Below are 19231 nucleotides of genomic sequence, written 5' to 3' on the forward strand. Positions count from 1 at the left end.
CCGACCTGCTGCGCCGCTCCTGGTTCCCGGCCACCTGCCTGCCGGGCTGCGTCACCCGGTCGCCGCCGGGTTCGTCCTGCTCGGCCTGGCGATGTACGGCCTGGGCCGGTGGATGATCAGGCCGCGACCGTCCGAGCAGGTTTTGACACCCCCTACGGCTAACCGCTATCTATTGGCTAACCGTTAGGGGGGTGGGGCCGTGCAGGACGCGGTGCTGGCGATGCTCGCCAAGGAGCCGTCGCACGGCTACGACCTGCGCGCCCGCCTGCGGCACCACCTCGGCCCGCTGGGCGGGTCGATGAACCCCGGCCAGATCTACGTGACCCTGGCCAGGCTGGAGAAGGCCGGGCTGGTCGCCTGCGAACGGGCCGACGGCCTCCCCGAGCGGCCCGACCGCAAGGTCTACGCGCTGACCCCCGACGGCCAGCGCCGGGTGGCCGCCTGGCTCGCCGAGGTCGGCTGGCCGAAACCGGACCTGGCCGAGTTCCACCTCAAACTCGCCGCCGCCGCCGCGGCCCGGCTGGCCGACCCGGTCGAGCTGGTGGCGGCGCAGCGCCGCGAGCTGCTGCGCCGCCTGCGCGAGGTCCAGCAGGCGGCGCTGGACGAACCGCCCGGATCACCCGCCGGCCTGCTGCTGGAGGGGGTCGTGCTCCGGTTGCGGGCCGACCTGCGCTGGCTGGACGCCTGCGAACGCACCTGGTCCCGGGCCGAAGACGAAGACGAGGGCGCATGATCGTGTTAGGGGCCCGCGGCCTGCTGAAGACGCACGGCCACGGGCAGAGCCGGGTCCGCGCGGTAGACGAGGTCGACCTGGAGGTCCCCCAGGGGCAGACGCTGGCGGTGACCGGCCCCAGCGGCTGCGGGAAGTCCACCCTGCTGCACCTGCTGGGCGGCCTGGAGCGGCCCACCGGCGGCGAGGTGTGGCTGGCCGGCCGGCGCATCGACACGCTGAGCGAGCGAGCCCTGGCCCGCCTGCGACGCCGGTCAATAGGTTTCGTCTTCCAGGCGTTCCACCTGGTGGAGGAGCTGTCGGCGGCCGAGAACGTCGAGCTGCCCGCGCTGCTGGCCGGCCGCTCGCGCCGCCAGGCCAGGCGGCGCGCGGACGCGCTGCTGGACCGGGTCGGCCTCGCCGCCCGCGCCCGGCACCTGCCCTCGCAACTGTCCGGCGGCCAGCGCCAGCGCGTCGCCGTCGCCCGCGCGCTGGTCAACGAGCCGCTGGTGGTGCTGGCCGACGAGCCCACCGGCAATCTCGACAGCGCCGCCACCCTCGACGTGCTGAGGATCTTCGGCGAGCTGCGTTCCGCCGGGCAGACCCTCGTGATCGTCACGCACGACGAGCGGGTGGCGGCCACCGCCGACCGGCTGGTCTCGATGCGCGACGGCATGTTCGTCGACGACACCCACCTGGCCGCCGCCCGCCCGCGGGGGCTGGGCGGCCTGATCGGGCTGGAGGACTGAACGTCATGGGCACCGTCGTGCTCGTCACCCGGCTGGTCCTGGCCGACGTGCGGCGGCACCGCGTCCAGGCCGCGATGTTGCTGCTCGCGGTGACCGTGGCCACCGCGACGATGGCGCTGGGCCTGTCCCTGGGCGACGCCGGCCGGTCCCTGTACGCACAGACCCGCGCGGCCACCGCCGGGCCGGACGTGGTGGCGCTGTCCGGCGGCTCGGGCCGCGCGGCGACCTCCGCCCTGGCCTCGCTGGCCGACGCCCCCGACGTGGTCGCCCACCACGGCCCCTACCGCATCGTCTACGCCGACCTCACCGCGCGCGGCTCGACGTCGTCCCAGGTGGTGGTGCACGGCTTCGCCGAGCGGCCGGGCCCGGTCAACCGGCCGCTGGTGACCTCGGGCCGGTGGGTACGGCCCGGCGGAACCGTCCTCGAACGCGGCTTCGCCACCGCCCTGGACGTCGGGGTCGGCGACCGCGTCACCATCGCCGGCCGGCCGTACCCCGTCGTCGGGATCGCCGTCACCGCGGCCACCCCCGTCTACCCCTGGGCGGCGCAGATCGGGCCGGGCGGCGGCCCCAGCGACTACGCCGGCCTGGCCTGGCTGACCAGCGCGGACGCCCGCACGCTGGCCGCCGCCCGGCGCCTGCCGGTCACCACGGCCATCGACCTCAAGCTGCGCGACCCCGCCGCCACCGAGGCGTTCCGCGACGCGCACCGCGACCCGGAGCTGCCGGTCAACTTCCACTCCTGGCAGTTCACGGCCGAGCAGGACACCGTCATCCTCAAGGACAGCCAGCCGATCCTGGTGGTCGGGAGCTGGCTGCTCAGCTTCCTGGCCGTCACCGGGGTCGCGGCGCTGGCGGCCGGGCGCGCCGCCGCTCAGACGCGCCGGGCCGGGCTGCTCAAGGCCGTCGGCGCCACCCCCGGGCTGATCGCCACCGTCCTGCTCACCGAGTACCTGGCTCTCGCGCTGGCAGGCGACGCCCTGGGGCTGGCGATCGCCCGCCTGACCGCGCCCGCCCTGGCCGCCCCCACGGCCAGCCGGATCGGTGACGCGGCCGAGCTCGGCGGCTCCGTCGTGGTCACCGCGACCGTCCTCGCCGTGGTGGTCGCGGTGCTGTCCACGCTGCGTCCCACGCTGCGCGCCATGCGCACGGCCACCGTCACCGCGCTGTCGGCGACCGCGCGGCCGCCCCGTCACCGGCCCTGGATCACCGCCCTGTCGGCGCTGCTGCCCACGCCGCTCCTGCTCGGGCTGCGCCTGACCGCCCGCCGGCCCGGCCGGGCGGTGCTCCAGGCCTGCTCCACCGCCACCACGGTGATCGCGATGGTCGCCCTGCTGACCCTCCACGTCCAGCCGGAGCGGGGCTACGGCCTGGACGGCTCCTCCGTGCTGCCCAATCTGCGCGGCGAGCACGACCGCCGGCTGATGCTCGCCGTCACCGTCCTGCTGGTCGTCCTCGCCGTCGTGAACACCGTCACGCTCACCTGGACCACCGCCATGGAGGCGCGCGCCACCATGGCCGTCGCCCGCACGCTCGGCGCCACCCCCGGGCAGGTCGCCGCGGGCCTGTCCAGCGCCCAGCTGCTGCCCAGCCTGCCCGGCGCCGTCGTCGGCGTCCCCCTCGGCCTCGGCCTGCTCTCGCTCTTCGCGGCCGGCAACTCGGTGCAGGCCCCCTTGTCGTGGCTGGCCGGCGCCGCGCTGGCCACCCTCCTGACGACCGCGGCGTTCGTCGCCCTGCCCGCCCGGCTGGCGGCCCGCCGGCCGGTGGCCCAGGCACTCAGCGCCGAGACCGCGTGACCGGCCGCGCGGGAACCCGGTGGACGGCTTGCATGATCTGCGGCTAGGGTGTGGCGCGTGTCCGGTCCCGAGGCGTCAAGACGCTAGCCACCGATCGTCGGTGGCTTCTCGTGATGTCCTGCGGCCGCGCCGTCCCTAAGACCGCGCGTCCTTCCGGCATCCGATCACCTTCGTACGGACCGGTTCCTCCCGGCTGTTCCGCCACCGTCGTGGCGTCGAACCCGGGCCTTTCCTCCTCGCGGTAGCGCCCGCGCCTCGTTGTGCCGCCGGCGCGCCGCGTTCCTTCGTGCTGTTTTTGGAGTACCGCTCGTGCCTTTCGCCATCTACGTTCTCGGGCTGGCCGTGTTCGCCCAGGGAACGTCGGAGTTCATGCTGTCCGGGCTGGTTCCGGCCATCGCCGCCGACCTGGGCGTGTCCGTCCCGGCCGCGGGCGCGCTGACGTCCGCGTTCGCCGCGGGCATGGTCGTCGGGGCGCCGCTCATGGCGCTGCTCAGCCTTCGCTGGCCCCGCCGGCAGGCGTTGCTCGTCTTCCTCCTCGCCTTCGTGCTCGTGCACGTGGCGGGCGCGCTCACCACCGACTTCGCCGTGCTGCTGGTCACCCGCGTTCTCGGTGCGCTGGCCAACGCCGGATTCCTCGCCGTCGGCCTGGCGACGGCGGCCGGCATGGCCGCTCCCGACGCCAAGGGCCGGGCCACGTCCGTCCTGCTCGGCGGGATCACGCTGGCGTGCGTCGCCGGGGTGCCCGCGGGCGCCGTGCTCGGCCAGGCGTTCGGCTGGCGGTCGGCGTTCTGGGCGGTGGCGCTGGTGTCGCTGCCGGCTGTGCTCGCCGTCGTGCGGTCGGTGCCGGCCGGCGGGCAGGAGAGCGCCCGTCCGCGGGCCCGGCAGGAGCTGCGGGCGTTGCGCGAGCCGCGCCTGCTGGTCGCGCTGGCGCTGGGCGCGCTGGTCAACGCCGCCACCTTCTGCACCTTCACCTACCTGTCGCCGCTGGTCACCGAGGTGAGCGGCGTCTCCGACGGGTGGGTGCCGGTGCTGCTCGCGCTGTTCGGGCTGGGGTCGTTCGCCGGGGTGACCGCCGCGGGCCGGCTGTCGGACGCGCGGCCGGCGCTGGTCCTGGTCGCGGGCGGGCTCGCGCTGCCGGCCGGATGGGCGCTGTTCGCGGTCGCGGCGGACGTGCCGGCCGCGGCGTTCGTGCTGGTCTTCGTCCAGGGCGCGCTGTCCTTCGCGGTCGGCTCGACCCTGATCGCCCGCGTCCTGTACGCCGCCGCCGCGGCACCCTCGCTCGGCGGCTCCTTCGCCACGGCGGCGCTCAACGTGGGCGCCACCGCGGGCCCGGCGATCGGCGGCGCGGCCATCGCCGCCGGGCTGGGCTACCGGTCGGCGCTGTGGGTCAGCGCCCTGCTGGTGGTCGTGGCGCTCGCCGTGGCGGCCGTCGTCCACAGGTCGCCGGCGAGCGTCACGCCGCGCTGACCGGGGACGGGAAGATGGTCCGGCGGCAGTGACCAGACGCGGTCGCCGGGCCTGCTCTCGTGAATGCGACGACATGCCCGGTGATCGTGTCGCTGTTGCATAGCTTGTCCGGGCTTCAGGGTCGCATATGCGGAAGGTAGGGTGTGGGCTTGTGACGACGTTCCGGATCAGCGAGGCCGCGGCGCTGCTCGGGGTCAGCTCCGACACCGTCCGGCGGTGGGTCGACGCGGGCCGGCTGGCGGCCGAGCGCGACGAGCACGGCCACCGGCGGGTCGACGGCGCCGACCTGGCGGCCTTCGCCCGTGCGCAGATCGAGTCCGACGGCGAGGGCGGCCGCTCCTCGGCGCGCAACCGCTTCCGCGGGATCGTGACCGAGGTGATCCGCGACGCGGTGATGGCCCAGGTGGAGATCGCCGCCGGGCCGTTCCGCGTGGTGTCGCTGATGAGCCGGCAGGCGGCCGACGAGCTGGGCCTGCAGGTGGGGGTGGTGGCGGTCGCCGTGATCAAGTCCACCAACGTCGTCGTGGAGGTCCCCGGTCACGAGCGCGTGGCCAGTCAGGTGTGAGGAGCCCCCCTTGGTGTTCAGGCGTCTTTCGACGATCGCCCTGCCCGTCGCGTTCGCGCTGGCCGGCCTGGCAGGCTGCGGCTCGGGCACGCCGGCCACGTCCGCCTCGTCCGCTCCCGCCGCGTCGGCCGGCCGGGCCGCCGGGCAGGTGACGGTGTTCGCGGCGGCCTCGCTGACCGGCACGTTCACCGAGCTCGGCAAGAGCTTCGAGAGCGCCCATCCGGGAACGACGGTCAGGTTCAACTTCGGCTCCAGCGCCACGCTGGCCCAGCAGATCGTCCAGGGCGCCCCGGCCGACGTGTTCGCCGCCGCCAGCCCGGCCACCATGAAGACGGTCACCGACGCCTCCCTCGCGGGCGCCCCGGCCACGTTCGTCCGCAACAGGCTGCAGATCGCGGTGCCCGCCGCCAACCCGGCCAAGGTCGACGAGCTGAAGGACCTGGCCGACCCCGCGGTGAAGGTGGCGCTCTGCGCCGAGCAGGTGCCGTGCGGGGCCGCCGCGGTCAAGGCGCTCGGCGCGGCCGGCCTCAAGGTCACGCCGGTGACCCTGGAACAGGACGTCAAGGCCACCCTCACCAAGGTGCAATTGGGCGAGGTGGACGCCGCGCTGGTCTACCGGACCGACGTGATCGCCTCCGGCGGCAAGGTGACCGGCATCGACTTCCCCGAGGCCGCCCAGGCGGTCAACGACTACCCGATCGCGGCCCTGGCCAAGGCCCCGGCCGGCGCCCTGGCCAAGCAGTTCGTCGACCTGGTGCTGTCCCAGCAGGGCAAGGACGTCCTGGCCAGGGCCGGTTTCGAGGCCCCGTGACCGCCCGCCTCCGGCGTCCGGGCCCGGCGGACCCGCCCGCCGGGCGTCCGGCCGCGGGCCGTGAGATCTCCGGGCGGGCGCCGTGGATGCTGGTCGTGCCCGCGCTGGCGGGGCTGGCGTTCCTGGTGCTGCCGCTGGCCGGGCTGCTGATCCGGGCCCCCTGGTCCACGCTGCTCCGGCGGCTGGCCGAGCCGCACGTGCTGGAGGCGCTGCGGTTGTCGCTGCTGTGCGCCACCGTCGCCACGGTCTTCTGCCTGCTGCTCGGCGTGCCGCTGGCCTGGCTGCTGGCCCGGGTGTCGTTCCCGGGGCGGCGGCTGGTGCGCGCGCTGGTCACCGTGCCGCTGGTGCTGCCGCCGGTGGTCGGCGGCGTGGCGCTGCTGCTGGTGCTGGGGCGGCGCGGCCTGGCCGGGCAGTGGCTGGAGTCCGCCTTCGGCGTCACGCTGCCGTTCACGACGGCCGGGGTGATCGTCGCCGAGGCGTTCGTCGCGATGCCCTTCCTGGTGATCAGCGTGGAGGGCGCGCTGCGCGGCGCCGACCAGCGCTTCGAGGAGGCCGCCGCGACGCTCGGCGCCTCCCGCTGGACGGTGTTCCGCCGGGTGACGCTGCCCATGGTGATGCCGGGCGTGGTGGCCGGGGCCGTGTTGTGCTGGGCGCGGGCGCTGGGCGAGTTCGGGGCGACGATCACGTTCGCCGGCAACTTCCCCGGCACCACCCGCACGATGCCGCTGGCGGTCTACCTGGCGCTGGAGACCGAGCCGGAGGCGGCGATCGTGCTCAGCCTGGTGCTGCTGGCCGTCTCGGTGGTCATCCTGGCGAGCCTGCGCGACCGGTGGGTGAGCGCGCCGTGACCCTCGACGCCCGGCTGGTGGTCACCCGGCCGGCCTTCACCCTCGACGTCTGTCTGCGGGTCGCCGCCGGCGAGGTGGTGGCGCTGCTCGGCCCCAACGGCGCCGGCAAGACCACCGCCCTGCGCGCCCTGGCCGGGCTCACCCCGATGACCGGCGGGCACATCAGCCTGCGCGGCGCGCCGCTGCACACGCTGCCCGCCGAGGGCCGCCCGATCGGCATGGTCTTTCAGGACTACCTGCTCTTCCCGCACCTGTCGGCGCTCGACAACGTCGCCTTCGGGCCGCGCTGCCAGGGCGTGCCCAAGGCCGAGGCCCGCCGGACGGCCGCCGCCCTGCTGGAGCGGGTCGGGCTCGCCGCCCACGCCGCCCCCACGCCGCGGCGGCAGTCCGGCGGGCAGGCGCAGCGGGTCGCCCTCGCCCGCGCGCTGGCCGTACGGCCCGAGCTGCTGCTGCTGGACGAGCCGCTGGCCGCGCTCGACGCCCACACCCGGCTGGAGATCCGCTCCCACCTGCGCCGTCACCTGGCCGACTTCGCGGGCGCGACCGTGCTGGTCACCCACGACCCGCTCGACGCGATGGTGCTGGCCGACCGGCTGATCGTCATCGAGCACGGCACGGTCGTGCAGGAGGGCCCGCCGGCCGAGGTCGCCCGCCATCCGCGCACCGACTACGTGGCCCGACTGGTCGGGCTCAACCTCTATCGCGGCGTGGCCGAGGGCGTGCGGGTCAGGGTCGGCGAGGTGCTGCTGCACACGTCGGAGGAGCTCGACGGGCCGGCGTTCGTGGCCTTCCCGCCCGCCGCCGTGGCGTTGTACCGCAGCCGCCCCGACGGCAGCCCGCGCAACCTGTGGCACGCCCGGATCGAGGGCATCGAACGGCACGGCGACAACGTGCGCGTGCACCTCGACGGCCCCCTGACGGCCTTCGCCGACATCACCCCCGCCGCCGTCGCCGACCTCGACCTGACCCCCGGCCAGCGGATCTGGGCCTCGGTCAAGGCCACCGAGACGCACGCCTACCCGGCCTGAACGCCGGCGAGCCGAAGGGCCTTGCCGTTTCAGGAGTGCCGGCCGTCCTGGGACGGGTCGACGTACGTGATCTCCTGGATGGCGGCGACGTCGGCGAAGCCGGCGATCGTCAGGACGGGTTCGAGCACCGGGTTGGCGACGAGCCGGATCCGCGCGGCGTGCGTGAACAGCACGGTCAGGCCCGCGCTGTCCAGGTACTCCACCTCGCTCAGGTCGACCAGCACCATGCTGTCGCCGGTTTCGGCCAGCGCCTCCTCCAGGGCCCCGGCGTTGCTCATGTCGATCTCGCCGGCGGCGGCCAGGACCCGGGTGCCGTCCGGCCGCGTCGAGGCAGCAAGGGTCAGAGGGGTGGTCATGAGCTGATCCTCGCTTGCATGTCGACGGTGGTTCCGGCCGCGCCGGGTTCGATGGTGACCTCGTTCATCAGGGCCCGCATGAGCGCCACGCCCCGGCCCCGGTGCGGGTTCGCCTCCGGCTCAGGCGGCTTCCAGCGGCCGGTGTCGGCGACGGTGAGCCGCAGGTCGCCGGGGGTCGCGACGGCCCGCAGGCGGATCGTCCGGCCGGGGGCGTTGCGGTGGCCGTGCTCGATCGCGTTGGCGCACGCCTCCCCCGCCGCCACGAGCACGTTCTGCGCCAGCAACGGGGTGAGCTGGCAGCGGGCCAGCCACTCCCGCAGCGCCGAGCGCACGGGGGCGAGCTGGCTCGACTCGGCCGGGAAGTCCATCTCCAGCGGGGCGGGCTGGCGGTAGAGCAGCAGCGCGACGTCGTCGTTGAAGCCGCCGTCCGGGGTGAGGGACGACATGACGTCGCCGGCCAGCTCCTCGATCGGGGTGGACCGCCCGACCTGGACGGCGGTGCTGGCCTCGCCGATGCCCGCGGTCAGCGGACGCCGCCGCCGCTCGACCAGCCCGTCGGTGTAGAGCAGCAGGGTGGACCGGGGCGGCATGGTGCACCTGGCCTCGGTGCGCCCGCGGGCCGACCGTACGGCCAGCGGGGTCGAGCGGCCGCCCTCCAGCAGCTCGGTGCTGCCGTCGGCGTGGGCCAGGATGCCGGGGGGATGGCCGGCGCTGGAGTAGACGAGGTCGCCGGTGGCGGTGTCCAGGACGCCGCAGAAGACGGTGGTGCACTTGGCGCCCGGGATGAGCGCGGCGAACCGGTCGAGCGCGGTGAACACCTGGGCGGGCCCGGCGTCCTGGAGCAGCAGGGCCCGGCACGCGCTGCGCAGCTGTCCCATGACGGCCGCCGCCTCCAGCCCGCGCCCCACGCAGTCGCCGACGACGATCCCGATGCGCTGGCCGGACAGCGGCACGATGTCGTACCAGTCGCCGCCGACCTCCAGCGGGCGGCTGGCCGGCTCGTAGCGCACGGCGAAGCCGCTGGGCAGCCGGGACGGGCCGAGGATGGCGCGCTGGAGCGCCACGGCCGCCTCGCGCTGCTGGTCGAGCTGGTGCACCCGGTGCAGGGCCTGGCCCAGGTGGCCGGCCAGCAGCGCCAGCAGGGTCTGGTCCTCCTGGGTGAACGGCCGGTTCTGGCCCAGGTCGATCCAGACGGCGAGCAGGCCCTCGGGGTGGTCCAGGGTGATGCCGGCCCCGTCCGTCTCGGCGGCGACGGCCCGCAGGGGCGGCTGCTCGCGCAGGCCCGTGAGCCTGGCCCGCACCTGTTCCGGCAGGTCCTGCCAGGCCGGGCCGGACGGCGCGGTGACCACGCCGCGCGAGGCGTCCTCGTCCCAGACGACGGCTGCCACCTGGCGGGCGTGCCAGACCTCCTGGAGGGCGTCAAGGCCGCCGGCCAGGGCGTCGTTCAGGTTGTCGGCCTGCGAGACGCGCAGGCCGAGCGCGGCGAGCGCGCTCTCGCGCTGCACGAGGTAGTGCTCGGCGGTCACGTCCCGCAGGGTGCCCACGACGCGGCGCCGCCGGGTGTCGGGGTCGGTGACCGAGTTGAACGTGACCGCGACCCACACCTGGTGCCCGTCGCGGTGGGTGACGGGGATGACCGCGCTGCCCCTGCCCTCGCCGACGAGCCGGCCGAACGCCTCGGCGACCAGGCCGTGGGCCTGCGGGTCGCGCCGCTCGTCCGGCCACCAGGGGTGCCGGGGCCGGTAGGGCAGGCCGTCGGGGCCGTAGCCGAGGATGTCGGTGAACGCCGAGTTGATCTCGATCACCGCGCCGTCCTCGTCGGTCACGAAGAACGCCTCCTGCAAGGAGTCGATCATGGCGTTGCGCCAGCGGGCGTGATGGTTGCGCAGCCGCGCCAGCTCCACGTTGGCCCGTGCCCGCGCCAGCAGCTCGGCCGCGGAGAACGGCTTGACCAGGTAGTCGTCGGCGCCCGCCGCCAGGCCCTCGATCGAGGCCTCCTGCCCCGCGCGCGCCGACAGCAGCAGCACCGGCACGCCGGCGGTGCGCGGGTCGGCCCGCAGGGCCGCGACCAGGGCCAGGCCGTCCAGGCGCGGCATCATCACGTCGCTGACCACGAGGTCGGGCTCCTCGGCGTGCACGGCGTCCAGCGCCTGGAGACCGTCGCCGACGGCGGTGACGTGGTAGCCGGCGCCCTTGAGCAGCCGGGCCAGGTACTCGCGCATGTCCCGGTTGTCGTCGGCGATCAGCACCCGGGCCGGCGGGCCGCCGCTCGGCCCCGGCGCGCCGCCGCCGTCCGCCGAGACGTCCGAGGACGTGCCCGCGCCGGTGACGTCGTCCTCGGGCAGCCAGCGCAGCGCCTCCTGGACGAACGGCTCGGCGCCGGACGAGACCGGCTCCGCCGGGCGGGCCGGCACCAGGCTCCCGGCCGGGAGGTGGTCGGCGCCGAAGGGCAGCCGGATGGTGAAGGTCGTGCCCTTGTCCTCGGCGCTCTCGGCCGTGATCGTGCCGCCGTGCAGGCCGACGAGCTCCTGGACGAGGGCCAGCCCGATGCCGCTGCCCTCGTTGGAGCGCGAGCGGGCGCTCTCGATGCGGTGGAACCGTTCGAACAGCCGCGGCAGCTCCTCGGCCGGGACGCCGATGCCCGTGTCGGAGACGGTCACCACGGCCTGCCCGTCGCGCACGCCCACCTGGACGGCGATCGAGCCGTCGAAGGTGAACTTCAGCGCGTTGCTCAGCAGGTTGAGCACGACCTTCTCCCACATGGTCCGGTCGATGTAGACCGGTTCGTCCAGCGGCGGGCAGTCCACCTCGAAGGACAGGCCGGCCTTGTCGACCGCCGAGCGGAAGACGCTGGCCAGGTCGGCGGTCACCGCCGCCAGGTCGACCGGCTCGTAGCGGGCCTGCATGCGGCCGGCCTCGATCCGGGAGAAGTCGAGCAGCGTGTTGACGAGCCGGCCCAGGCGCAGGGCGTTGCGGTGCACGACCTCCAGGTCCTGGCGCACCTCGGGGGCGGCCCCGGCCAGCGTGTTCCGCAGCTCCTGCACCGGGCCCATGATCAGGGTGAGCGGCGTGCGGAACTCGTGGCTGATGTTGGAGAAGAAGACGGTCTTCGCCCGGTCGAGCTCGGCCAGTTCCTCGGCCCGCCGCTGCTGGGCCTGGTAGCTGCGGGCCGAGGAGATGCCGGTGGCGACGTGCCCCGCGGCCAGCTCGACGAACCCGCGGTATCCGTCGTCCAGGGCGCGGTAGCGGTTGAGCGCGGCCACCAGGAACCCGTACGGCATGCCTCCCTGCTGCAGCAGCGGCATCACCAGCGCGTGCGTGGGCGGCTCCGGCCAGTCCCCCGGCGGCAGCCCGGCGTACGGGGCCGCGTCGAGCGCCACGAGCGCCGGCTCGCCGCGGGCCGGGGCCTGGACCGGCCAGACCGCGTCCGGGTCGCCGGGCGGGAGGACGGCCGGGGCGGCCGGATGCCCGGCGGGCAGTCCGGTCGAGCCGGCCAGCCGCGCCCGGCCGTCGCCGTCGAACAGGTAGGTCAGGGTGAAGGGCAGGTCCTGAAGGTTGCGGCCGAGCTGGCGGCAGGCGAAGGCGAGCATCTCCTGCTCGGTGCGGACCACGCTGGGGTCGGAGCCGAGATCGCGCAGGGTGGCCATACGGCGTTCGCCGATGACCCGCTCGGTCTCCTCGCTGACCACGCAGAGCATGCCGACCACCGAGCCGTGGTCGTCGCGCAGCGGGCTGTAGGAGAAGGTGTGGTACGTCTCCTCCGGGTAGCCGGCCCGCTCCAGGAACAGCAGCAGCGCCTCGTCCCAGGTCGCCTTCCCGGTGGACAGGACGGCGTCGATCCGCGGGCTGATGTCGTCCCAGATCTCCGCCCACACCTCGCGGGCCGGCCGGCCCAGCGCCCACGGGTACTTCTGGCCCAGCGTGTCGCGGCGGTAGGCGGCGTTGCAGAAGAACGTCAGCTCCGGCCCCCACGCCATCCACATGGAGAACCGGGACGACAGCAGGATGCTGACCGCCGTCTGGAGGCTCTGCGGCCAGTGCTCCGGAGGGCCGAGCGGGGTGGCCTCCCAGTCGACGGCGGCCAGGTCGCGGCCGACCTCGTCGTCCACGGTGAAGATCCCGGCACCGGCCGCCGCCGGCCGCCGCTCACCGTGGTCGTCGTGTGTCATCCGGCTTCCCCCTTGTTCGCTGCGGGCGCGTCTACCCCGCCTCGCGCCGGTGATGCGGCCGCGGCCGTGGACCAGCAGGTCAGATATCACCTCGACCGTAGGTAGAATAGGGCAAATGACTCCGGGGGTCGGCCCTCCGCCCCTGCTCGGCGCCTGTGCCGGCGGAGCGAGCGGAAGGAGCCGGACGTCAGCACCGCCGATGACACGCACCGCGGGGCGGCCCTCCAGCGGCACGAACTCCCCGCCGTGCCGGGCCAGGCGACGCTCGACCGGGTGGCCTCGCTGGCGGCGCGCATGTTCCACGCCCCCATGGCGACCGTGACGTTCGCCGGCGACGAGGGGGTGCGCCGGATGGCCGCCCACGGCCCGTTCCCCGGCGGCTGCGCGGAGAGCCTGTACTCCGCCGTGCTCGCGCGGGGCGAGGTGTGCGTGATCCCGGACGTCACGGCCGACCCGGCGACGGCCGCCGATCCGCCCGGCGGGACCGGCGTGCGCTTCTTCGCGGCGGCCCCGATCACCGTCCCCGACGGCAGCTGCGTGGGCAGCGTCAACGTCATGGACGTCCGTCCCCGGCAGGCCGCCGACGAGGACGTCAGCGCTCTGCGGGACCTGGCCGCCCTGGTCACGGACGAGCTGGAGCTGCGCCTGGCCGCCTCGCGCACCCTGGCCACCGAGCGCGGGCTGCGCGCCGACGCCGAGCGCCTGGCGCGCACCCTGCAGCAGACGCTCGTCCCGCACACCCTGCCGGAGGTGCCGGGCCTGCGCGCGGCCGCCGCCTACCATCCCGTCTCGGTGGACGAGGTCGGCGGCGACTTCTACGACCTGTTCCCGCTCGACGGCAACCGCTGGGCGTTCTTCCTCGGGGACGTCTGCGGCAAGGGCGCCGACGCGGCCGTGCTGACCTCGCTCGTCCGCTACACCCTGCGCGCCGCCGCCGTCTACGACCCCGACCCGTGCGCGGTGCTGGCCAACCTGGACGCGGTCCTGCAGCAGGAGCACGCCGGTCAGGTCATGCCGCCGCCGTACTGCACGGCGGTCTTCGGGGTGCTCGACCCGGTGGACGGCGGCTTCGAGGTCACCCTGGCCGGCGGGGGACATCCGCCCTCGCTGGTGGTGCGCGCCGCGGGCGCGGTCGAGGCCGTCCATCCCGAGGGCGGGCAGCTCATCGGCATCCTGCGCGACCCGTACTTCGCCCAGGTGAGCACCCGTCTGGGGCCCGGCGACGCGCTCCTGCTCTACACCGACGGCCTGACCGAGGCGCGCACCGGCACCGGGGCCAGGCTCGACGAGGAGGGCCTGGCCGCCTACCTGGCCGCCGCCGCCCCCACCAGCGCCGACGGCCTGCTGGCCACGGTGCACAAACTGATCACGACCCTCGGCGACGGCGTGTCGGACGACACCGCGGTGCTCGCCCTGTCCGTCCCCGCCCGCTCGACGGGCGTCTCTTCTGAGGAGCCCCAGTGCAGCACGACCACGGTCTGACCATCACCTCCCAGCCCCCTTCGGGGCGCATCCGCATCCTCGCGGTGGCCGGCGACCTCGACCACCACACCTCCCCCCGCCTGCACGAGGCCCTGGACGAGCTCGGCCTCGCGCCGGGCGACGGCCTGGTGATCGAGATGTCGGGGCTGCGGTTCTGCGACTCCACCGGCATCTCCGTGCTGGTCAGCGCCCATCAGCGGGCCCAGGACGCGGGCGCCGGCCTGGCGCTGGCCGGGCTCAGCCCGGAGATCGAGCACCCGTTCAAGATCATGGGGCTGACCCGTCTGCTGTCCTTCCACGACAGCGTCGACAAGGCCGTCGCCGCCCTGCAGTGAGGCCCTAGCTGGTGGCCCGCCAGGCGAGCGAGAGGCCGGTGGCCGCCCGTTCGGTGCGGATCTCCATCATGGTGCCCAGGATGGTGGCGTGGTCGGACACCACAGGAACGCCGTCGGGCGTGTAGGTGATCCGGGTGCTGACCAGCACGGCGCTGCCCTCGGGCTCGTGCAGGCGGCGCGCGGCGGCGGCGTCGAGCAGGCCGGGCCCGACCACCTCCGAGGCGCGGGCGACCGCCACCCCCGCGTCGGCGAGCGCCGCGTAGAGGGAGACGGCGGCGAAGTCGCGGTCGCGGATCTGGTCGGCCACCGGCCTGCGCACCCAGGACACCTGATGGACGGCCGGCCGCCCGGCGAACTCGCGCACCCGCTCCAGCCGCAGGGCCGTGTCGCCGGGACGCAGCCGCAGCTCCGCGGCGATCCGCTCGGGGGCCCGGCGCATCGCCCGTCCGGCCACCACGGTCCGCACGTCGTGACCCTGTTCGCGCAGGTCGTCGGCCAGGCTGCGGAGCGAGCCGAGCTGGTAGGCCAGGTGCGGCGGAGCCACGTACGTGCCCTTGCCGGGCCGCTGCACGATCAGGTGCTCGTCGCTGAGCTCACGCAACGCCTGGCGCAGCGTCATGAGGGTGACCCCGTAGGAGGCGCTCAGCTCCCGTTGCGGAGGCAGCGCCTCGCCGGGGGCGTAATGGCCCGACCGGATCTTCGCGGCGAGGTCGGCGGCGATGGCGCGGTATCTCGCCTCGTGCCCGGCGTCGGGGGTCATCGTGGTGCGTCACTCCTGGTCGAGGGCCTTTCGCAGGGTCGCGACGAAGGCCCGCAGGTCGTCCGGCCCGGCGCCGTCGAGCACCCGCCGCATGACCGCGGCGCCGACCACCACTCCGTCGGCGTGCCGGCCGGCCTCCCGCGCCTGGTCAGGCGTGGAAATGCCAAATCCTAGCAAGATCGGCCGATCGGTGCTGCGTCTGAGCCGCGCGGTGAGCTCCGCCGCCGATTCCGCCAGCGTGGCCCGCTCGCCGGTGGTGCCCATCAGCGACACTGCGTAGACGAATCCGCGGCTGCGGCGCGCGATCTCGGCCAGCCTCGGCTCCGGCGTCGCCGGCGAGGCCAGCAGGACCAGGTCGATCCCGGCGGCGGCGGCCACGTCCGCCAGCTCGTCCGCCTCGTGCACCGGCAGGTCGGGCACGATCAGGCCGTCGACGCCGGCCCGCCGGAGCGCCGCGCAGAACGCCTCGGGCCCGTCGTGCAGCACGAGGTTGTAGTAGGTGCTGGCGATCAGCGGCACGCCCACGTCCCGCACGTCGGCCAGGTCGGCGAGGATCCGGCGGGTGCTCGCCCCCCTGGCCAGCGCCGCCTGGCTGGCCTGCTGGACGGTGACGCCGTCCAGCGTGGGGTCGGAGAAGGGCAGGCCGACCTCGACGGCGTCCGCGCCGGCCGCGGCGAACGCCCGCAGGTAGCGCGTCCAGCCGGGCGTGATGCCGCCGGTGACGTACGGCATGAGCAGGGCACGGCCGCTGTCCCGGCGGGCCCGCAGGTGGCGCTCGACCGCGCCGGGGGTCAGGATGTCGGTCACAGCAGCTCCTTCAGGGCGGAGACGTCCTTGTCGCCCCGGCCCGACAGCGTCATCAGGACGGTCGATCCGGCGGGCAGCTCGCCGCCGGCCGCGCGGATCACCCAGGCCAGGGCGTGCGCCGATTCGAGCGCCGGGACGATGCCCTCGGCGCGCGCCAGTCGCAACGCCGCGGCCACGGCCTCCTCGTCGGTCACCGTGACGTACCGGGCCCGGCCCAGTTCGCGCAGGTGGGCGTGCTCGGGGCCGACGCCCGGGTAGTCCAGCCCGGCGGCGACGGAGTGGGCCTCGACGATCTGGCCGTCGTCGTCCTGGAGGAACAGCGAGCGGCAGCCGTGCAGGACGCCGAGCCTGCCGCGGGCCGCCCCGGCGCCGCCCTCCGCCTCGACGCCGACGAAGCGCGCCGTGGTGCCGGCGAAGCCGGCGAACGTGCCGGCCGCGTTGGAGCCGCCGCCGACGCACGCGACGACATGGTCCGGCACGCCGGTCGGCTGGCCGGCCGCGAACTGGGCACGCGCCTCGTCGCCGATGACCCGCTGGAACTCCCTGACCATCCACGGGTAGGGGTCCGGCCCGACGACCGAGCCGACGCAGTAGTGGGTGTCGCCGGTGACGCCGACCCAGTGCCGCATGGCCTGGCTGGTGGCGTCCTTGAGGGTGCGGCTGCCCGTGGTGACCGGGACGACCTCGGCGCCGAGCATGCGCATGCGGAAGACGTTCAGGCTCTGCCGCTCGATGTCGCGCTCGCCCATGAAGACGGTCGCCTCCAGCCCGAGCAGCGCGGCGGCGGTCGCGGTGGCCACGCCGTGCTGGCCCGCTCCCGTCTCGGCGATCAGCCTGCGCCGTCCCATCCGCCTGGCGAGCAGCGCCTGGCCCAGCACGTTGTTGATCTTGTGGGAGCCGGTGTGGGTGAGGTCCTCGCGTTTGAGGAGGAGGCGCACGCCCAGCTCCTGTGACAGCCGGCGGGCCGGGGTCAGCGGGGTCGGCCGTCCGGCGTGCAGCGCGAGCAGTTCGGTCAGCTCGCCGCGGAAGCCCGGGTCCGCCCACGCCTGCCGGAACGCCTCGTCCACCTCGCGGCACGCCTCCACCAGGGACTCCGGCGCGTACCGGCCGCCGTACCCGCCGAACCGGCCGCGGGCTCCCGGCTCGCCCATCAGCCCGGCCGCCGGCGCGGGCTCGCGCAGTGGCGTCGCTTCTCGCATCCTGCTCACCTCGTTCTATAACTCTTACAAGAGTTCTATAACAGTGAGTGTGGCATGGCGACGCCCCGCCGCGCCACCCCCGGCCCGACTACGTCGCGCCGAACGGGGAATCTGGCACGTTCGAGCCGAGGAGACCGTGATGAGCACTGAGCAGCAGAGCCAGGACGTGCGTCACGCGTGGGTGGACGACGTTCCCGTGGCCTGGATCGAGCCGCCGGCCGGCGCGGGCGGAGCCACCGTGGCGTTGTGGCTCCCGCACCTGGGCGGCGACACGCGAGCCTGCCTGCCCGCCATGCGCGAGCTGGCCGGGCAGGGCATGGTCGCCGTCAGCCTCGACCCGTGGCGGCACGGCCGGCGCGGCGGCGAGAGCCCTGAGCAGCTGGCCGAGCGCGTCCTGGGCGACTTCCGCCAGGAGATGTGGCCGCTGCTGGGCCGTACGACGGTGGAATGCGTCCGAGTCCTGGACTGGGCGGCCGCGGAGCTCGGCGCGGGACCCGGCGCGGTCGCGGGCGGGGTGTCGATGGGCGGCGACTGCGCGGTGGCGCTGGCCGGGCTGGACCACCGGGTACGCAGAGCGGCGGCCGTCGCGGCCACCGCCGACTGGACCCGTCCGGGCATGTGCGCGCTGGACGACCCGGCCCGCCTCCTGCCGCAGGGACACGCGGGCCGCCATGCCCAGTGGTGGTTCGACCGGCTGAACCCGCTCACCAACATCGGCGCCTACGCCCACGGACCGGCCATCGCCCTCGAGTGCGGTGCCGACGACAGCCACGTGCCGCCCCAGGGCGCGCTGCGCTTCCGCGAGACGATCGAGCACGTCTACCCGCGGCACGCCGGCCGGATCAGGGTGACCGTGCACCCCGGAGCGGGCCACCTGGACGCGGCCCGGGACCCTGAGCTGACGCGCCGGTGCGTGGCCTGGCTCGCCCAGCCCGACGACCGGTCCGACAGCTAGCCCGACAGCCAGCCCGACGGGCCGCCCGACAGTCAGTCCGACGGGCCGCCGTAGCCGCGGTCGAGCCGGTGCGGCGCTTCACCCCGGATGGCGGCTTTACGCCGGATCCGGCGCTTCACGCCGGATCGGCGCTTACTCCGGATCGGCGCTTACTCCGGATCGGCGCTTACTCCGGATCGGGGCCTTACGCCGGATCGGCGGCGGGGGCGGCGTCGAGGAGACGGGCGGCGAGGGCGCGGACGTGCCGGACCAGCTCGGGCGGCTCGTGCACCTCGAACGGCACGCCGAGCTGCGCGACCCACATCGCCAGCTCGTCCAGCGAGTGCGACCCGGCTGACAGGACGCAGGAGCCGTCGCCGACCGGCTCGACCACCGCCATGGTCGGCGGCATCCGGGCGGCGACGACGTCCGCCGGCGCCCGCACCGTGAACCGCCCCTGGTAACGGTAGGGATCGACCGAGATCCGCTCGGAGACGTAGCGCACGAGGTCGGCGGCGGGCGGCTCCCTGGGCGTGAAACGCGGGCCGTTCGGGCTGTGCAGCCGCAGCCGGTCGACGCGGAACGTGCGCCAGTCCGCCCGGCCGGTGTCCCAGGCCACCAGGTACCAGCGGCGACCCGAGTTGACCAGCCGGTACGGCTCCGCGGCACGGCGATCCGCGACGCCGTCGTGGGAGCGGTAGTCGAACCGCAGGCTCTCCCGCCGGCGGACCGCCGCGGCGATCGCCGTGAGCGCGGCCGGGTCCACCGCCTCCGCCGCCCCCGCCAGCGGTACCGTCACCGAACGCAGGTCGCCGACGCGGTGCCGGAGCCGGGCCGGCAGCACCTGTTCGAGCTTGGCCAGCGCCCGCACCGAGGTCTCCTGGATGCCGGTCACGCCGGAGACCGCCGCCGTGCCGAGCCCGATGGCGACCGCGACCGCCTCCTCGTCGTCGAGCAGCAGCGGCGGTACCCCGACCCCGGCGCCGAGCCGGTATCCGGCCGTGCCCGGGGTGGCGTCCACGACGTAGCCCAGGTCACGCAGCCGGTCGACGTCGCGGCGGACCGTGCGGGGCGAGACGCCGAGCCGTTCGGCCAGCTCTGCGCCCGACCACTCCCTGGGCGTCTGCAACAACGACAACAGACGCAACAACCGCGCCGACGTCTCCAGCATGCCGCCCATCCTAGGACTGAAGCTGTCCTAGCCCCTTCCTACAGT

Annotated in this window: 17 protein-coding genes; 11 read left to right on the forward strand and 6 right to left on the reverse strand. The window is 75.0% G+C overall.

Annotation, left to right across the window (positions count from 1 at the left end; genetic code table 11):
• Positions 1-199: 199 nt before the first annotated feature.
• The 8 genes from AB0J71_RS20125 to AB0J71_RS20160 all read left to right on the forward strand — a co-directional run bounded on the left by AB0J71_RS20125 (position 200) and on the right by AB0J71_RS20160 (position 7973).
• Positions 200-733: a PadR family transcriptional regulator gene (locus AB0J71_RS20125; protein ID WP_352327744.1), complete on the forward strand. Its 534-nt coding sequence runs from the start codon at positions 200-202 to the stop codon at positions 731-733.
• Complete coding sequence (locus tag AB0J71_RS20130) at positions 730-1458, forward strand: ABC transporter ATP-binding protein (RefSeq protein ID WP_364415389.1); 729 nt, start codon at positions 730-732, stop codon at positions 1456-1458. Before AB0J71_RS20125 ends, AB0J71_RS20130 begins: the two co-directional genes overlap by 4 nt.
• Before the next feature lie 5 nt (positions 1459-1463).
• The gene (locus AB0J71_RS20135; RefSeq protein ID WP_364415391.1) at positions 1464-3254 is read left to right on the forward strand and encodes an ABC transporter permease; all 1791 of its coding nucleotides are present in this window, start codon (positions 1464-1466) and stop codon (positions 3252-3254) included.
• Between the two features lie 309 nt (positions 3255-3563).
• Positions 3564-4721 (forward strand): Cmx/CmrA family chloramphenicol efflux MFS transporter, encoded by a 1158-nt coding sequence (locus AB0J71_RS20140; protein WP_352327747.1) that lies wholly within the window; start codon positions 3564-3566, stop codon positions 4719-4721.
• Between the two features lie 151 nt (positions 4722-4872).
• On the forward strand, positions 4873-5286 hold the full coding sequence (locus AB0J71_RS20145) for a helix-turn-helix transcriptional regulator (protein ID WP_352327748.1): 414 nt from the start codon (positions 4873-4875) through the stop codon (positions 5284-5286).
• A gap of 10 nt (positions 5287-5296) precedes the next feature.
• On the forward strand, positions 5297-6097 hold the full coding sequence (modA, locus tag AB0J71_RS20150) for a molybdate ABC transporter substrate-binding protein (protein WP_364415393.1): 801 nt from the start codon (positions 5297-5299) through the stop codon (positions 6095-6097).
• Positions 6098-6183: 86 nt separating this feature from the next.
• Complete coding sequence (locus AB0J71_RS20155) at positions 6184-6945, forward strand: ABC transporter permease (protein WP_352327750.1); 762 nt, start codon at positions 6184-6186, stop codon at positions 6943-6945.
• A complete protein-coding gene (locus AB0J71_RS20160) occupies positions 6927-7973 on the forward strand; it encodes an ABC transporter ATP-binding protein (protein WP_364415395.1) in 1047 nt (348 codons plus the stop codon). Before AB0J71_RS20155 ends, AB0J71_RS20160 begins: the two co-directional genes overlap by 19 nt.
• Positions 7974-8002: 29 nt before the next feature.
• Here AB0J71_RS20160 and AB0J71_RS20165 read toward each other — a convergent pair whose 3' ends face one another.
• Together AB0J71_RS20165 and AB0J71_RS20170 are read right to left on the reverse strand one after the other, a co-directional pair.
• Positions 8003-8329: an STAS domain-containing protein gene (locus AB0J71_RS20165; protein WP_364415397.1), complete on the reverse strand. Its 327-nt coding sequence runs from the start codon at positions 8327-8329 to the stop codon at positions 8003-8005.
• Entirely contained in the window at positions 8326-12498 is a 4173-nt protein-coding gene (locus AB0J71_RS20170; protein ID WP_364415399.1) for a SpoIIE family protein phosphatase, read from the reverse strand. The genes AB0J71_RS20165 and AB0J71_RS20170 overlap by 4 nt, the downstream gene beginning before the upstream one ends.
• A gap of 246 nt (positions 12499-12744) precedes the next feature.
• Here AB0J71_RS20170 and AB0J71_RS20175 point away from each other — a divergent pair, with 246 nt between their 5' ends.
• On the forward strand, positions 12745-13980 hold the full coding sequence (locus AB0J71_RS20175; RefSeq protein ID WP_364415401.1) for a GAF domain-containing SpoIIE family protein phosphatase: 1236 nt from the start codon (positions 12745-12747) through the stop codon (positions 13978-13980).
• Positions 13959-14315 (forward strand): STAS domain-containing protein, encoded by a 357-nt coding sequence (locus AB0J71_RS20180; RefSeq protein WP_352326015.1) that lies wholly within the window; start codon positions 13959-13961, stop codon positions 14313-14315. The genes AB0J71_RS20175 and AB0J71_RS20180 overlap by 22 nt, the downstream gene beginning before the upstream one ends.
• A 4-nt stretch (positions 14316-14319) precedes the next feature.
• Here the strand turns inward: AB0J71_RS20180 and AB0J71_RS20185 are convergent, their stop codons facing one another.
• From AB0J71_RS20185 to trpB, 3 genes are read right to left on the reverse strand one after another with little or no spacing between them, the layout of a single operon-like run.
• Positions 14320-15075, reverse strand: a complete 756-nt coding sequence (locus tag AB0J71_RS20185) for a GntR family transcriptional regulator (protein WP_352326013.1) — start codon at positions 15073-15075, stop codon at positions 14320-14322.
• 9 nt (positions 15076-15084) lie between these two features.
• Positions 15085-15882, reverse strand: coding sequence for a tryptophan synthase subunit alpha (gene trpA / locus AB0J71_RS20190; protein ID WP_364415404.1), 798 nt, complete (start codon positions 15880-15882; stop codon positions 15085-15087).
• On the reverse strand, positions 15879-17081 hold the full coding sequence (trpB, locus tag AB0J71_RS20195; protein WP_364415407.1) for a tryptophan synthase subunit beta: 1203 nt from the start codon (positions 17079-17081) through the stop codon (positions 15879-15881). Before trpB ends, trpA begins: the two co-directional genes overlap by 4 nt.
• 139 nt (positions 17082-17220) lie before the next feature.
• On the opposite strand from trpB, the gene AB0J71_RS20200 reads away from it, so the two are divergent.
• A complete protein-coding gene (locus tag AB0J71_RS20200) occupies positions 17221-18036 on the forward strand; it encodes a prolyl oligopeptidase family serine peptidase (protein ID WP_364415409.1) in 816 nt (271 codons plus the stop codon).
• Between the two features lie 184 nt (positions 18037-18220).
• On the opposite strand, the gene AB0J71_RS20205 is transcribed toward AB0J71_RS20200, so the two are convergent.
• Positions 18221-19186 carry a WYL domain-containing protein gene (locus tag AB0J71_RS20205; RefSeq protein WP_352326008.1) on the reverse strand — a complete coding sequence of 322 codons (966 nt, stop codon included), beginning with the start codon at positions 19184-19186 and terminating at the stop codon, positions 18221-18223.
• Between the last annotated feature and the right edge of the window lie 45 nt (positions 19187-19231).

Origin of the sequence: Nonomuraea sp. NPDC049637 (genome assembly GCF_040675235.1) — a bacterium.
Taxonomy (GTDB): Bacteria; Actinomycetota; Actinomycetes; order Streptosporangiales; family Streptosporangiaceae; genus Nonomuraea.